The 14,067-nt window shown below is 61.3% G+C and carries 12 protein-coding genes; 6 read left to right on the top strand and 6 right to left on the bottom strand.

Annotation, left to right across the window (positions count from 1 at the left end; translation table 11 throughout):
- Position 1: 1 nt before the first annotated feature.
- Positions 2-1,510: a sensor histidine kinase gene (locus tag ACFE72_RS10990; protein ID WP_375413124.1), complete on the top strand. Its 1,509-nt coding sequence runs from the start codon at positions 2-4 to the stop codon at positions 1,508-1,510.
- Between the two features lie 220 nt (positions 1,511-1,730).
- Here ACFE72_RS10990 and ACFE72_RS10985 read toward each other — a convergent pair whose 3' ends face one another.
- Entirely contained in the window at positions 1,731-2,573 is an 843-nt protein-coding gene (locus ACFE72_RS10985; RefSeq protein ID WP_375413123.1) for a hypothetical protein, read from the bottom strand.
- A 150-nt stretch (positions 2,574-2,723) separates the two neighbouring features.
- On the opposite strand from ACFE72_RS10985, the gene ACFE72_RS10980 reads away from it, so the two are divergent.
- Positions 2,724-4,415 carry an alpha-amylase family protein gene (locus ACFE72_RS10980; protein WP_375413122.1) on the top strand — a complete coding sequence of 564 codons (1,692 nt, stop codon included), beginning with the start codon at positions 2,724-2,726 and terminating at the stop codon, positions 4,413-4,415.
- Here the strand turns inward: ACFE72_RS10980 and ACFE72_RS10975 are convergent.
- The 3 genes from ACFE72_RS10975 to ACFE72_RS10965 all read right to left on the bottom strand — a co-directional run bounded on the left by ACFE72_RS10975 (position 4,403) and on the right by ACFE72_RS10965 (position 8,608).
- Positions 4,403-6,007, bottom strand: a complete 1,605-nt coding sequence (locus tag ACFE72_RS10975; protein WP_375413121.1) for an alpha-amylase family glycosyl hydrolase — start codon at positions 6,005-6,007, stop codon at positions 4,403-4,405. The two genes, ACFE72_RS10980 and ACFE72_RS10975, sit on opposite strands and share 13 nt — an antisense overlap.
- Positions 6,008-6,193: 186 nt before the next feature.
- Positions 6,194-6,904 (bottom strand): DUF1236 domain-containing protein, encoded by a 711-nt coding sequence (locus ACFE72_RS10970; protein ID WP_375413120.1) that lies wholly within the window; start codon positions 6,902-6,904, stop codon positions 6,194-6,196.
- Between the two features lie 1,083 nt (positions 6,905-7,987).
- Positions 7,988-8,608: a response regulator gene (locus ACFE72_RS10965; RefSeq protein WP_375413119.1), complete on the bottom strand. Its 621-nt coding sequence runs from the start codon at positions 8,606-8,608 to the stop codon at positions 7,988-7,990.
- Positions 8,609-8,765: 157 nt separating this feature from the next.
- On the opposite strand from ACFE72_RS10965, the gene ACFE72_RS10960 reads away from it, so the two are divergent.
- On the top strand, positions 8,766-10,058 hold the full coding sequence (locus ACFE72_RS10960) for a histidine kinase (protein WP_375413118.1): 1,293 nt from the start codon (positions 8,766-8,768) through the stop codon (positions 10,056-10,058).
- Positions 10,059-10,294: 236 nt separating this feature from the next.
- Here ACFE72_RS10960 and ACFE72_RS10955 read toward each other — a convergent pair whose 3' ends face one another.
- Both ACFE72_RS10955 and ACFE72_RS10950 read right to left on the bottom strand, forming a co-directional pair.
- Entirely contained in the window at positions 10,295-10,708 is a 414-nt protein-coding gene (locus ACFE72_RS10955) for a hypothetical protein (protein ID WP_375413117.1), read from the bottom strand.
- Between the two features lie 85 nt (positions 10,709-10,793).
- A complete protein-coding gene (locus tag ACFE72_RS10950; RefSeq protein ID WP_375413191.1) occupies positions 10,794-11,204 on the bottom strand; it encodes a DUF1236 domain-containing protein in 411 nt (136 codons plus the stop codon).
- 197 nt (positions 11,205-11,401) lie between these two features.
- Between ACFE72_RS10950 and ACFE72_RS10945 the strand changes: the two genes are divergently transcribed.
- The 3 genes from ACFE72_RS10945 (at position 11,402) to ACFE72_RS10935 (ending at position 13,832) form a co-directional block, all read left to right on the top strand.
- On the top strand, positions 11,402-11,854 hold the full coding sequence (locus ACFE72_RS10945) for a hypothetical protein (protein ID WP_375413116.1): 453 nt from the start codon (positions 11,402-11,404) through the stop codon (positions 11,852-11,854).
- 127 nt (positions 11,855-11,981) lie between these two features.
- Positions 11,982-12,344 carry a nuclear transport factor 2 family protein gene (locus ACFE72_RS10940; protein ID WP_375413115.1) on the top strand — a complete coding sequence of 121 codons (363 nt, stop codon included), beginning with the start codon at positions 11,982-11,984 and terminating at the stop codon, positions 12,342-12,344.
- Positions 12,345-12,863: 519 nt separating this feature from the next.
- Positions 12,864-13,832, top strand: a complete 969-nt coding sequence (locus tag ACFE72_RS10935; protein WP_375413114.1) for an SDR family oxidoreductase — start codon at positions 12,864-12,866, stop codon at positions 13,830-13,832.
- Positions 13,833-14,067: the final 235 nt, after the last annotated feature.

Below are 14,067 nucleotides of genomic sequence, written 5' to 3'. Positions count from 1 at the left end.
GATGACAGACCACGAGAAAGTCAACATTCTGCTGGTCGACGATCAACCGGCGAAGCTGCTTGCTTATGAAGTCATCCTGAAGGAGCTCGACGAGAATCTCGTCGTCGCCACCTCGGGGCGGGAGGCGCTGGAATGCCTGCTCAAGAACGAAGTGGCGGTCATCCTGGTCGACGTCTGCATGCCCGAGCTGGACGGGTTCGAACTTGCCGCCATGATTCGCGAGCATCCGCGTTTTCAGAAGACGGCGATGATCTTCATCTCCGCGATCCAGGTCAGCGACATCGATCGGCTGCGCGGTTATGAGATGGGAGCCGTGGACTACGTCCCGGTCCCCGTCATTCCGGAGGTGTTGCGCGCAAAGGTAAAGGTTTTCGCCGAGCTGTACCGCAAGACCCGGCAGCTCGAGCGGTTCAACGCCGAGCTTGAAGATCGCGTGCGCGCGCGCACCGCGGAGCTGGAGGAATCGAACGGAAGGCTGATCGAGAGCGAGCAGCGCCGTAGCCTTGCGATCGCAGCAGGCAAGATGGGATCTTGGGATTGGGACTGGGTCAATGGCGACTGGATGTGGGACGAAGGCCAGTTCCGTATCTTCGGAGTCGATCCGCAAACGTTTGAAGTCACGCCGGCAAACGTTCAGGCCTTGCTTCATCCGGACGATATCGACGAACTGCGCAAGGCCATGGCCCAGTTCGCCAAGGGTGTAACTACATATGAAGCAGAATTCCGCATTCTGCGGCCCGACGGCGGGGTTTGCTGGTGTGTCGGCACTGCCGCTGCGACGGTCGACAAGGGCGGCCGGGTGGTGCGGGTCAGCGGCGTTACGGTCGACATCACCGAACGTAAGCAGGCCGAGGAGCGTCAGAACCTGCTTGCGCGGGAAGTCGACCATCGCGCGAAAAACGCACTGGCGCTGGCGCAGTCGATCGTTCGCCTGACGCGAGGCGAGAGCGTCAAGGCTTACGTGCGCGCGGTGGAAGGAAGGATCAGTGCACTCGCGCGGGTGCATACGGTCCTGTCGCTGTCGAGCTGGCAGGGCGCGGAGATCGGCAAGCTGGTCGAGGAGGAACTCGCGCCTTATTCGACCGGCCATCAGGTCGCCCGCGACGGCTCCCAGATCCAGTTGCAGCCGGCGACGGCGCAGACCCTGGCGCTTGCTCTGCACGAACTGGTCACCAATTCGGCGAAATACGGCGCCCTTTCCACCTTGTCAGGCCGCCTCTCCATCAGGTGGGAAAGCGACGCCAATACCCTTACATTGGCATGGGAAGAGAGCGACGGGCCCCTGGTGCAAAAACCGATCTCGCGGGGGTTCGGAACGAGGAGCGTGATTGCAAGCATCGAGTCCCAACTCGGAGGCCGCGCGGATTTCGACTGGCGTTCCGAGGGTTTGATTTGCCGGTTATCGGTGCCGTTGAACGGGCATCTCGCCGGTGCTGAACCGGCGCGCGCACGCGACATGGTCGTGGCCGATAATGCCGGAAGCCGGGCATCGAGATCGGCTGACGCCTGAACCATCGTCGACGCAGGTTTGAAGCAGAATGCGTGTTATCGCCTCGTCATTGCGGCGGCGCGAAGCAACCGAGAGCCGCAGGCGCGGGACTGGATTGCTTCGTCGCTGCTTCTCGCAATGATGAGCTGCTCAGCGCAACAGCAGGATGAGCAGGATGAGCGGAATCGGAATACCCACGAGCCATAGAAGAATCGGCATGATCTGTTCCTTTCGGTTGGTTTCAGCGACGCAGCAGTTTCTTGCCCCAGGTGCCGTCCCGAATGCCGCCGCCCTCGGTTGCCGCCAGAGAGGCGGAGAATGCGCCGATCAACAGCGAGGCCGTCAGCCATAACGCCAACTGCGCCGCCGCCTTGCGGGCTTTGTCGAGGTCGGATTTGACCTGAGCGGTGACCTCGGTGACGCGCTTCTCGGCGTCCGCCTGACTAAGACCGGTACGTGCCGACACCACCTTGGCCACGTAAGCCCGGTCGGCGGGATTGAATTCACTACCGTTGCGAAAGCCGGTGGTGAACAGCCGCATCATTTCGCTGCGGGAATCGGCGGGATTTGCGGAGGCGGACGGATTGTCGGAACGCAGCAGGGTATCGACGTAACCATCCATGGGTCCGGAAGCCTGAGCGGCATTGGCCGCGGCCTGCGTTGCTCCGGATGCCGCCCCGCCGATCAGCGAGCTTGCCGGACCGGCCAGCAAGATCGCGCCGATGACGGATGCAAATGCCCAGGCCAGAAAGCCGTGCGCGGTATCCCGGAAATAAACCTCGTCGGTATGGACGCCCACCCATTTCGATCGCAGGCGCCCTGCGAGGTAGCCTCCGATCGCCGATGAAATCATCGCCATCACGATGAAATACAGGCCCGTCCCGATTTTGAATGTCGTTGCGGAAACGCCCGAATTTCCCCACGGCGAAACCACCGATAATCCCAGTCCCGTGCCCAGCGAAAGCAGAACCAGTGTCAGCGCGCCGGAGGCTGTCCCGCCGGCCAGCACCGCAGCCCAGGACACCCCTGATATGGACGGTTCAACAATATCCGCCTGCGTCGGCGTCCTCAATGCTTGCTCCATCGTTTAACTCCCAGCGGCTGTAATTAGCCATCGGGAAAATGTTGCAATGGGTTAAAAGTTCCGCCGATGAGTCCGTGCCGGATCGGGCACTGGAACCGGTTGCCCGTCACGCTGTTGAACGATTTCGAATTTCCTTCACCGGTACCGTTCATGATTGACGACCTCTGGTACAAGAACGGCGTATTTTATTGCTTGTCGGTTGGGACCTATATGGACGCCGATGGCGACGGGGTCGGCGATTTCAAAGGTCTGTCGCGGCGTCTTGATTATCTTCACGGGCTGGGCGTGACCGCGATCTGGCTGATGCCGTTTCAGCCGTCCCCGGGACGCGACGACGGCTACGACATCTCCGACTATTACGGCGTCGATCCGCGATACGGCACGTTGGGCGACTTCGTGGAATTCACCCATGGCTGCCAGCAACGGGGCATCCGCGTCATTATCGATCTCGTGGTCAACCACACCTCGGATGCGCATCCATGGTTCCGGCAAGCGCGCAGCTCGCCGGACTCTCGGTATCGGGACTGGTACGTCTGGTCCGACAAGCGGCCCGCCAATGCCAATACCGGCATGGTGTTCCCCGGCGTGCAGAAATCGACATGGACGCGCGACAAGGAAGCCAAGGCCTGGTTCTTCCATCGTTTCTATGATTTCCAGCCCGATCTCAATACCTCGAACCCCTACGTTCAGGCCGAGATCCTCAAGATCATGGGTTTCTGGATTCAACTCGGCGTCTCCGGTTTCCGGATGGATGCGGTGCCGTTCGTGATCGCGACCAAAGGCCCGAACGTGCGGAAGCCGGTCGAGCAATACGACATGCTGCGATCGCTGCGTGAATTCCTGCAATGGCGGCAAGGCAATGCGATCATCCTGGCCGAAGCCAACGTTCTGCCCAAAACCGATATGGAATATTTCGGCAAAACCGGCGACCGCATGCACATGATGTTCAATTTCCACGTCAACCAGCATTTGTTCTATGCGATGGCGTCGGCGGATTCGCGGCCGCTCGCGGCGGCGCTGAAGCAGACCAAACCGCGTCCCGCAACCGCCCAATGGGGCCTGTTCCTTCGCAACCACGACGAACTCGATCTCGGCCGCCTTACCAAGGCGCAACGGGAGCTGGTGTTCAAGAATTTCGGCCCGGACAAGAACATGCAACTCTACGACCGCGGTATCCGCCGCCGCCTTGCGCCGATGCTGGGCGGCGACCGGCGGCGACTGGAGCTTGCCTACAGCCTGATGTGCACGCTGCCGGGTACGCCGGTGATCCGCTACGGCGACGAAATTGCGATGGGCGACAACCTCGATTTGCCCGAACGCAATTGCGCCCGCACGCCGATGCAATGGTCGACCGAACCGCATGGCGGGTTCACCGAAAGCGACAAGCCTTGCTCGCCGGTCATCGACCAGGGTCCTTACGGCTATCAGCACGTCAATGTCGCCAAGCAGCGCCGCGATCCCAACTCGATGCTGAACTGGACCGAACGCATCATCCGCATGCGCAAGGAGGTGCCGGAAATCGGCTGGGGCGACTTCCGCATCATCGCCACGCGCGATCCCGCCGTTTTCGCCATGCGATACGACTGGCGCAACAATTCAGTGGTCTTTGTGCATAATCTCGACGAAAAGCCGAAGGAGGCGTCGTTCTCGGTCGGACTTTCAGATGACCGAGGCCGGCAGTTGATCAACCTGCTGTCGGAAGATCACAGCGAAGCCAACGATCAGGGCAGGCATACCGTGATGCTCGAGGCGTACGCCTATCGATGGTATAGGGTCGGCGGGCTGGATTATCTGCTGAAGCGGACCGATATCGACGGCGTCAACGTCAATCACCCCGAATGACCGGCCGATCCCAGCCGTATGATCAGGCCTTCATCGCCGCGCAGATCGACGCTCGCGGACAATGCTTCGCCGCTACGATCCAGATTCGTGGATAGCACTATGTCGGCCTTGCGCCCGATTGCGTCGAGCGCTGCTGCGCAGGATTCGCTGCCGAAATTGAGAACCACCAAAAGAGCTTTTCCATCATGCTCGCGCCGGTATGCCAGCAGGTCTCCGGTGGCGGCGACCGCGGTGTAGTTTCCGGATGTCAGTTCGGGCATGTTCTTTCGCAGATCGATCAGCGCCCCGTAAAGCTTCAGGATGGAATTGGGATCGGCGGCAAGGCTCGCGACATTCTGATGCGGATGGTCCCCGGCCAACGGCAGCCAGGGCGTACCCGTCGTAAATCCTCCGTGCAGACCGGCATCCCATTGCATCGGCGTCCGGCAACCGTCTCGTCCGACGCCGATGCCCGGAACGTTTTTTTCAAAGGGATCGCGCACCTGGTCGGGGGCGATGGCGACCTGCTGCATACCGATCTCATCGCCGTAATACATCGTCGGCGTGCCGCGCAAGGTCAGTAACAGCATCGCCGCCACGCGCGCCTGCGCGCGGCCGACCCGGCTTGCGATCCGCGGCCGGTCGTGGTTGCCCAGCACCCAGTTCGGCCACGCGCCGCCAGGAAGGGCGCGCTCGTAATCGTCGATCAGCGTTGCGATGCCGCGCGCGTTCCACGGCGCCGAGAGCAGGGTAAAGTTGAACGGCAGATGCGCGCCGCTCAGATTGCTGCCGTAGTAGGCGACGAGGCGCTGGACCGGCAGGTAGATTTCGCCGATCAGCACGCGATGGTCGAATTCGTCGACCACGCGCCGCATTTCCGCGATCACCTCGAGCACTTCGGGCCGGTCGGTGGAATAGACGGGCAGCAGCGCCTCGTGCGGCGGCCGGCCCGGTCGAAGGTCTGGATTGGGCGGATTATCGCGGAATTCGGCGTCCTTGATCAAATGCCAGATGACGTCGACGCGAAAGCCGTCGACGCCACGCCGCAGCCACAGCCTCATCACGTCGTAGATGGCCTGACGCACCTGCGGATTGCGCCAGTTGAGATCGGGCTGCTCGGCGAGGAAGGCGTGGTAGTAATATTGCTGCGTGCGGGTATCGTACGTCCACGCGCTGCCGCCGAACTCGGACATCCAGTTGTTAGGAGCGCCGTCATCGGCACGCGGTTCGCGCCAAAGATACCAGTCGCGCTTTGGATTATCTCGCGAACGGCGGCTTTCAATGAACCATGGATGCCGGTCCGAGGTGTGATTCGGGACCAGGTCCAGTATGACCTTCAGGTTGCTGGCATGGGCCGATCTCACCAGCAGGTCGAAATCATCCAGCGTGCCGAAAGTCGGATCGATGCCTGTGTAGTCGGCGATGTCATAGCCGAAATCGGCCATAGGCGAGGGAAAAATCGGCGACAGCCAGATCGCGTCGACACCCAACGCGCGCAGGTATGGCAGCCGGTCGATGATACCCTGGAGGTCGCCGATTCCATCGCCGTTTAAGTCCTGGAATGAGCGCGGATAGATTTGATAAAGAACGCCTGCGGCCCACCAGACTGTCATCGCGCTGCTATGGTTTGATTTCGGTGCGAGGCTTGCGTTTGGCCGCGGGGCGGGGCCGCCACCTTAATAGTCGCAATCGCGGTGCCGACGCAACGCCAGCCGGAAGCAAAAAAGCCCCGCCCGTGGGGAGTGTGGATTGCCGGGCGGGGCGTAGTCTCGGTCGGTGGGGTGCAAGCCTAGGCGAGCCTAACCCTCGATGATGTAAACGATCTCATGGGTCTGCGGCCGAAGAATGATGTATTTGCCGCGCACCACGATGAAGTCGTAGCCGCGCCATTCCGGATAGATTTCAATGATCCGCGACGGCAGCGGGTGGTAGCGCACCGATGAAGGCACTGCTGTGCCGACCGAAATATTGAAATTGACGTTGGTGACCTCTTCGACCTTCTCCTGCTTGATCGCGGAGGTGATCTGGCTGCGCTTTTCCGCCGGCGGCGCTGCTGTCGCCGAAGTTGCGGCGTTGCCGGTGGTCTTGGCGTCGCTGCCGGGTGACTTGCTGTCAGCCGTCGGATTCTTGGCATCCTTCGCGTTGCTGGTCGTTGCCGGGCTGGTTCCGGACTTGGTGTCGTTCGCAGCCTTCGATCCCTTCGGCTCTCCTTTGTCTTGAGCGGTTGTTCCGGATTTCGCGCCGGAAGCCGGTGCGGTTTCGGCGGCCGATCCCTTCGAGGAACTCGTCGGAGGCGCGGTTTCGGCCTTCGGCGTGGAGGTCGTGCTGTCGCGCGCGGGCGCGGCGCTATCGCGCGCGGGCGCGGCGCTATCGCGTGACGGCGTGGCGCTATCGGCTTTCGGCGCCGCTGCCGCAGGAGCGTCCTTCATGCCGGTGCCCTGGGCAAACGCAGAGCCTGCCCCGATTATCAAAGCAAGGGCTGCTACGGAGCCCAACAGTGAATTCTTCATCGAGATGTCCTCTTTGATGGAAACCGACAAGCCGGTTCGTCGCTGGCTAATTTTCGGTTCTTGCTAAAGTTCCCGGAGCAAGAAAATAATCGGGAAAAAACGGCAAGCGCGAAACCCGTTTTAATACGCAGGCAGCGCTGCCGAAGCTCCCGGAACAAAAAACTACCTGGGAACTTGTGCTAATTGCCGCGGTGTGCGGTGGAGGAATCCCCATGAACCGATTGATCAGAGCAAGTCTCGTCGTCGCAGCGCTCACCGTCGTGGCTACCGCCGCATCCGCCATGCCCCGCGTTGCAGCAGACGCGCTTGCCCCCGACACGGTAATCCAGGTTAAAGGTGGCCATGGCCACGGTCATATGGGCCGCGGCGGCCGCGGCCATCACTATGGATGGGGCCGCGGGCACGGCCACCACTACGGCTGGTCACGCGGTCGACATCGCCATCACCATTGATGTCCAGATGAGCGGGGGCCGTTTCCGCGCCGCGCTCATCCGATCCTGTTGATGCCGACAGAGGTAGGCGCCATGCCCGGGTTGCTAGGATATATGCTTGCGATCGTCGTAACGCTGGGCGGCTATCTCGTCGGACTGCATTGGCTGGTTACGCCGCCGGATCCCTGGCAGTCCAATCCTAGGACATCGAAAACGAGCACACAGCAATTTGCCGCGAAGAAACGCATGCCGCTCGTGAGGCCGGTTGAGGCTGAAGCGGCTCCTGAATTAACAGCATCGGTTCCGGCGGCATCAGCCGAACTGGCGAGCGCCGAAATTCCAGCGTCTTTACCGGCAATACCGGCAATCGAACCCTCGCGGCCAGCCCAACCGTCACGTTCCCTCGAACAGCACATCGCAACGTCGGCGCGGGTTGCCGCCGAACCTTTTCGCGTGGCGCAACGTGAGCCGACGCCGCCGAAAACCAGATCCGTCCCTCGCAAGCGGGTCGAACGGGCTCCGGTCCGCAAATTGGAACTGATGGTTTTGCGAACGTATGAGCGGTCGGACGGCAGGCGTTTCAGCCGCCTGTTACCGCTCAGCAGCGCACGAAGCGCGCTGGCGTACCAGCCGGACGATCCATGGTAGCCGCCTAATCCATCCCGATCTCGACCGCGATCCGAATGAGGTCGGAATGGTTCTTGGCGCCGAGCTTCTGCTTCAGGAGCGAAGTCGTGTTGGCGACCGTCTTGTAGGAGATCTCAAGGGCGTCGGCCACTTCGACAATCTTGTCTCCGCGCGCCAGAAGCCGCAATATTTCGAGTTCGCGCGGCGTCATCTGCGAAGCCGGACTTGCCCGGATCGCTGCCGCCGAAAATGTGATGGTTTCGGCCAGATGCGGCGTAATGAAATTTTCGCCTGCGGCGACCTTCCTGACGGCCTTCATCAGCAGACGCGGATCATCGCCCTTTGAAACATAACCTTGCGCGCCGAGCTCGACGGCGCGGACGACGAATGCCGGATCGTCATTCATGCTAAGCATGATAATCTTCGCGGCCGGATCTTCCTTCCGAATCCGCCGCATCAGTTCGAATCCGGACAAATCGGGGAGGTTGATGTCGATAATCGTCACATCGGGACGCTTGCTAAGATATGCGCGATGACCGGATTTCTCATCGCTCGCCTCTTCGATCTTTATCGAAGCGTCCGACGCGAACAACGAGCGACAGCCGGAAACGATCATGGGGTGGTCGTCAACAATAAGTATCTTCATGAATGCCGTCGCAATCGCGGATCGGGTTCAACCGTGTCTCCGACAGGTATGTATTTATCGATGCTTGAACAGGCGTCGAAACGCATTTGAGGTTACAATAATCCGCATGTGGACAACATACTCACTTCGAACCCGTTTGTGCATTTTTCTTTGCACGATGTTTCTGGCCGCCCTGGTCACGGGTCTGGTCCTGCTGCGGATTTTTGCGGCCGATCAACTTGCCGACGAAAACGAGCCGGCGGGACGGTCTTCGCAACAGATCGCTGCCGCGCTGAACCGGGCGTTGAGCGTGTCGGCAAATCCGCAAGCGACGCTGGATGCGTTCGTTGGCGAGTTGAATACGTCGAACGCCGACGTCATCAAGTTCCGGCCTGCCGGCGCTTCGCTATCCCGGCCGGAAAACTACGTCGGCGGCGGCCGGGCAAAAGTTCCGGCATGGTTTGTCCGCCTGCTGGCGCTGCCTGAAACCGCGCGTTCCAGTCCCATCGTGATCGAAGGGAGGCGTGTCGGGAATCTGGTGTTCGAGCCGGACATGGGGGCTGATATCTATGAGAAATGGGTCGGCTTCCTGGCCATTCTTGCGGCGGGCACCGTGCTTACGGTTCTGACATTGTCGATCACCTTTCTGACGGTGGATGCCGCCTTGAAGCCTCTGCGCGATCTCGGCGCCGGGCTGGCCCGGCTTCGTGACGGCCAATACACCGGCAGGATCGCCTGCTCGGGCCCTCCGGAAATTCGCGTGAGCTGTGACGCGGCCAATGAACTTGCCGCGACCCTGACGCACCTTAATCACGAAAATCGCAATCTGCTGCGTAAGATCGTTTCGATCCAGGACGAAGAGAGGCGGGACATCTCGCGCGAGCTTCACGACGAACTCGGCCCGTTGCTGTTTGCAATCCGCGCCAACGTCATCGCGATGGTGGACAGTGGCGGGACCGATCACGACAACGCCGATTCTCCGTCGCAGAAAGCCCTGCAATCCGTCGAAGCCTTGCAATCCACCAACCGGCGAATTCTGGACCGGCTGCGGCCCCTGCATATCGAGGAACTGGGACTGGAATCCAGCGTCCGGAAACTGCTGCGCAATTTTCGGCCGCAGGTCGCAGGTATCGAGGTGATATTCGACATCGACCCCGCGCTCGGCTCCGTTGACAGCGTCGTGGCGCAAACGGTCTACCGGGTTCTGCAGGAGGGAATAACAAACGTGCTGCGCCATGCCCATGCCACGCAAATGCGGCTGGTGGCGAAGGTCAGCGGCGGTCAGGTGCTTGTGGAGATTTCCGATAACGGCGTCGGCATGGCCGCCGACGCTGTGATCGGCCGCGGTCTGACCGGAATGCGGGAGAGGGTGCGGGCGTTGGGCGGAACGTTCGAGTTCTGGCGCAATGACGGCCGGACGCTTGTCCGGTGCAACTTGCCGCCCGCGGCCGCCGAACTGGAAATCGGCTGACCCCGGGTTATTTCGGAGATATCTCGTAACCCGCGTCGGTCAACGCTGCCAGCACGGCCTTGGCCACACAATGTGCCTCTTCCATATCATTGGGATTCGGCTCGTGTGGAGCGCCTTTCTGATTTAGTGTGTCGAGCCGGCATTCCCTAATCGCCGTGGCGATGAGGGTCGTGAGCTGAAAGCGGTCAGTCATGGTACACCTGTCGCTGTTCGGTTGCCGGATCCAATCATGCAAACTACCAGTACGGCCGCCGAAAGCTATCGAAAGGTACTCGCTGGGCGTTTTCTGCAGCGGCGGTGCGGACCCGAGCCTGCCGGGTTGCCAGCTTCTGTTTTCGCGGTTTGGCCGCTATCGATGGTCTTGCCGTCTTGGGCGGGTCCATGCTCGCCTGGGCATTCATCATTGCCGGCCTTTCCCGGTCCGTAATTTCCGCAACCGGATCAGGCTTGACCGTTTCAGACCGGATGAAATGCTGCGGTCCGAGGCGTCCTTGAACCGGTTCTCCGAGGTGCGCCATGGCGCGGAGCGAGTCCATCACCGTCCAGCGATCCGGGGTCAGTGAGTTCGGAGGCTTGTCCTGGTCCGCTAGCAGAAAAAGCATCCCCAACAGAAGTGAGCCAACGAGACAGACATAGCGGATGATGGGCACAGCATTTTTCCGGCGGAGTTTCGGTCAAGCGGGCCGCCCCGGCCGGGCGGCCCTCCGTCACGCAGAGCGCTTGGTCGCAGATTGCTCAGTCAATGACTTGAACGATCCGATGCGTTCCCGGATCGACCAGCACGGTTCGATCATTGACCACGGTGTAGCGGTATTGCGTGGTCCCGTAATCGCTTGGAACCTCATAATAGGTGACGCCGTTGCTCGGAAGTTCCGCTCCCACCCGCACTTCGTTCTGATAGCGGTAGGACGGATGTTTGCGTTCGACGACATAGCTGCGGAAGCGCGGCCGCGCGTCCTCGGCAATGCCGCCCGCGGTAGCACCGGCCGCAGCGCCCACCGCAGCGCCGACGGGACCGCCGACGGCTCCGCCCACGATGGCGCCTCCGACGGCTCCGCCCGCCACTCCGCTCTGGGCAAGAGCCATGGTCGACATCGAAAGAGCCGACGCCAGCAGCGCGCCTGTGATCAATATTCGTTTCAAGATCGCCTCCGTTTTCTGGGTAAAGAAGCCGAACTTCCCGAGCACCGGATCGTTCCAGCGGTTTGCATGTTTTTCCCGAAATATAACAGGCAGGGAACGAACGTGATGCTGTAAAATCTCGCGCCGCCTGCCGGATTATCCCGGGAACCAACTTACGGCGGCGCGGTTGAGATGCATCGTCAACGACGTCGAGCAATGTGATGAAAGCGCTACCAAGCATTGGCCGAAACGATGTTATCCGCGCAATCGCGCTGATATCGGTGGTGGCTTTCCCGCTGATCGCGGATGCGCAACTGGGATTGGGTGCGAGAGCCGTCCAGCGATCGGACGGCGTCGTGACAGCCCCTGTACCGGCGGCTGTCGCCCGCCGGGACTCCTGCGCAGACCAGCATTGGCCTTTCTTTTCCAAAGCCTGTCTCCGCGGATCGGCGGACATCGTCGAGCCGCGCCTGGTCGAGCGCAGCGTGGATCCTGTGCCGAGTTCAGCCAAGGCGGCGCGTTCGGCAAAAGCAGATACTCCCGGCGATTTGCCAGTTGCCCGGTCGAAGAAAATCGCCAAGTCCAGGGTGGCGACGCACAGCCGCGAGCGCAGAAGTTCGCCTGTTACCTATGCCGTCAATTCGGACAGCACCATCTCTCTGGCCGGCTGGTGAGGGGTTACGGCACATTGCCGCCTTGCCGACCTAATCCAACGGCTGCTGAATACCGGGTTCAGCGCCAGTTCATGATTAACCATCTAAGTCCGCGCCCGGGGCAAGGCGTGGATGTTAGGTGGACAAAATGTCGATTTCCAGGGAGGAATCCGATCCTGTAGCGACGGTCGTCGACTGGCTGGACGCATGCAGGAGCGGCAGCGTCCATGTGCTTCTGGACCTGTATGACGAAGCCGCGACCATCGAATGCGCCTGCCACGGAACCCAGAGCTTGACCGGACGCGCGGCGCTGGAAGCCTATTGGCGGCCCAAGCTGGCGCATCCGTCGCCCGGATCCTTTGCCATGGATGACGTGTCCGCAGAAACCGACGGCGTGACCCTGGATTACCAGAGCTTCGAGGGCCGGCCAGTGCGGATACACTTCCGTTTCAGCGACACCGGCAAAATCCTTTATACGCGGTGCGCGCCGTTGGGCCGTTGCGCCGCTTGAACCACGCGGAACTGATCGGCCTGTCAAGATGGATCGCGCCGGATCTGGCTGCGTGCCAGCCGGATAATGAAGCGATCCCCGCTCCAGAGTTCTATTTCCTGGTCATCCGCCAGTTGTCGGGCCTGTTCGATTGCTTCTGAATCACCCGAACAAGACAGTCCCGCGAACCTCACGAAATGTCCGTCGGTCCCGACGAAATATGCCCGATATTCGGTCATCCCATAGCCCCGCCAGCGCATGTCATACGGCGCTATCAAACGCTATTCGGGAATAAGTGGCAATGGCGAGGCATGGCCGGTGCGGGGCTTTGACGGCCCTGACTCTGATTCGGCGTATCTTTGCAGGCCGTCCCGGCTGCAATCATACTGCGCCGGCCGCATGCACCCTTTCTCGTGCGATAGCGAGCAGGACACCTCGGGAACGATGTGATATCAGTCTGGAACCACGGTCGGCAGGTTTTCAAATTCTCCCGCTCCGGCCAAATTCAATTGATCGGGACGGAAAGGCCTGCGATCTCGCATGAAGGATTTTGCTGGAAAAATCGCTGTCATCACCGGCGGCGGCACGGGCATGGGCCGCGAACTCGCGCGCCTGCTCGTCGCCGAGGGGTGCAATGTCGCGATGTGCGACGTCTCCGCCGACGCGATGGCGGAAACCAGGCGGCTTTGCGAGGTTGAGCGGTTGCCGCAAGGCCTTCGCATCACCACCCACGTCGCCGACGTCTCGATTGAGGATCAGTTGCTGCGATTTCGCGACGAGGTCGTCGAGCAGCAGGCCACCGGTCACATCCATTTGCTGGTCAACAACGCCGGCATCGGCGGCGGCGGCAGCCTGTTCACCAACACCCGCGAGCAGTGGGAGCGCACCTTCAATATCTGCTGGGGCGGCGTCTATCTCGGCGTTCGCACCTTCCTGCCGATGCTGCAAAAGGCCGACGAGGGCCATATCGTCAACACCTCCAGCGTCAACGGATTCTGGGCGTCGATCGGGATGCTGCAGTCGCACACCGCCTATAGCGCGGCTAAATTCGCGGTGAAGGGGTTCACCGAAGCGCTGATCAACGACCTGCGGCTGAACGCGCCGCATATCAAATGCTCGGTGGTGATGCCCGGTCATATCGGCACTTCGATCCTGTCGAACTCGCGCAAGATCCAGAGCGGCACCGGGTCCGAACGCCTCACCGATAACGAGATCGCGTTGGCGCGTACGCGCCTTGGCATGGCCGGCGTCGACTCGTCGAAAATGTCGGATGAGGACGTGCAGGCCTTTGCAGCCGAGCGGGCGCGGAGTTTCCGCGAGGATGCACCGATGACCGCGGCCGAGGCCGCAACGGTTATCCTCGATGGCGTCAAGGCCGAGCGCTGGCGTATCCTGGTCGGCGACGATGCCCACCGCCTCGACGAGAGGGTGCGGCAGGACCCGGAGAAAGCCTACGATCTGGAGTTCTACCAGAGCTTTGCAGCCGAGGCCGGCTGGCGGCTGGGGTGAGCCCGACGCCACACAAGCCGTCCCCGCGCAGGCGGGGACCCATACATCCCGCGCTCTCCTGTCGAGGCAGGGCGTTGCAACGTCATCGCGTAACCGCCGGTGCGGTGGTTATGGCTCCCCGCCTGCGCAGGGACGACGGGAATTTTCGGACACCGCGATATCGAGCCAGCCGAACGAACGCGGTCAGCATCCCGCCCCTCGACTGTCGTCCCCGCGCAGGCGGGGACCCATACAT

Source organism: uncultured Bradyrhizobium sp. (assembly GCF_964252615.1).
In the GTDB taxonomy this organism is placed as follows: domain Bacteria; phylum Pseudomonadota; class Alphaproteobacteria; order Rhizobiales; family Xanthobacteraceae; genus Bradyrhizobium.
The sequence above is the reverse complement of the archived record's forward strand: the minus strand, read 5'-3'. Positions and strand labels throughout refer to the sequence as shown.

Bases quoted from the DNA above. Each gene is read 5' to 3' on its own strand.
- ACFE72_RS10945 (WP_375413116.1), top strand. From the start codon at position 11,402: ATGAAAGCGCTACCAAGCATTGGCCGAAACGATGTTATCCGCGCAATC.
- ACFE72_RS10975 (WP_375413121.1), bottom strand. From the start codon at position 6,007: ATGACAGTCTGGTGGGCCGCAGGCGTTCTTTATCAAATCTATCCGCGC.
- ACFE72_RS10970 (WP_375413120.1), bottom strand. From the start codon at position 6,904: ATGAAGAATTCACTGTTGGGCTCCGTAGCAGCCCTTGCTTTGATAATC.
- ACFE72_RS10990 (WP_375413124.1), top strand. From the start codon at position 2: ATGACAGACCACGAGAAAGTCAACATTCTGCTGGTCGACGATCAACCG.
- ACFE72_RS10960 (WP_375413118.1), top strand. From the start codon at position 8,766: ATGTTTCTGGCCGCCCTGGTCACGGGTCTGGTCCTGCTGCGGATTTTT.
- ACFE72_RS10940 (WP_375413115.1), top strand. From the start codon at position 11,982: ATGTCGATTTCCAGGGAGGAATCCGATCCTGTAGCGACGGTCGTCGAC.
- ACFE72_RS10980 (WP_375413122.1), top strand. From the start codon at position 2,724: ATGATTGACGACCTCTGGTACAAGAACGGCGTATTTTATTGCTTGTCG.
- ACFE72_RS10985 (WP_375413123.1), bottom strand. From the start codon at position 2,573: ATGGAGCAAGCATTGAGGACGCCGACGCAGGCGGATATTGTTGAACCG.
- ACFE72_RS10935 (WP_375413114.1), top strand. From the start codon at position 12,864: ATGAAGGATTTTGCTGGAAAAATCGCTGTCATCACCGGCGGCGGCACG.
- ACFE72_RS10965 (WP_375413119.1), bottom strand. From the start codon at position 8,608: ATGAAGATACTTATTGTTGACGACCACCCCATGATCGTTTCCGGCTGT.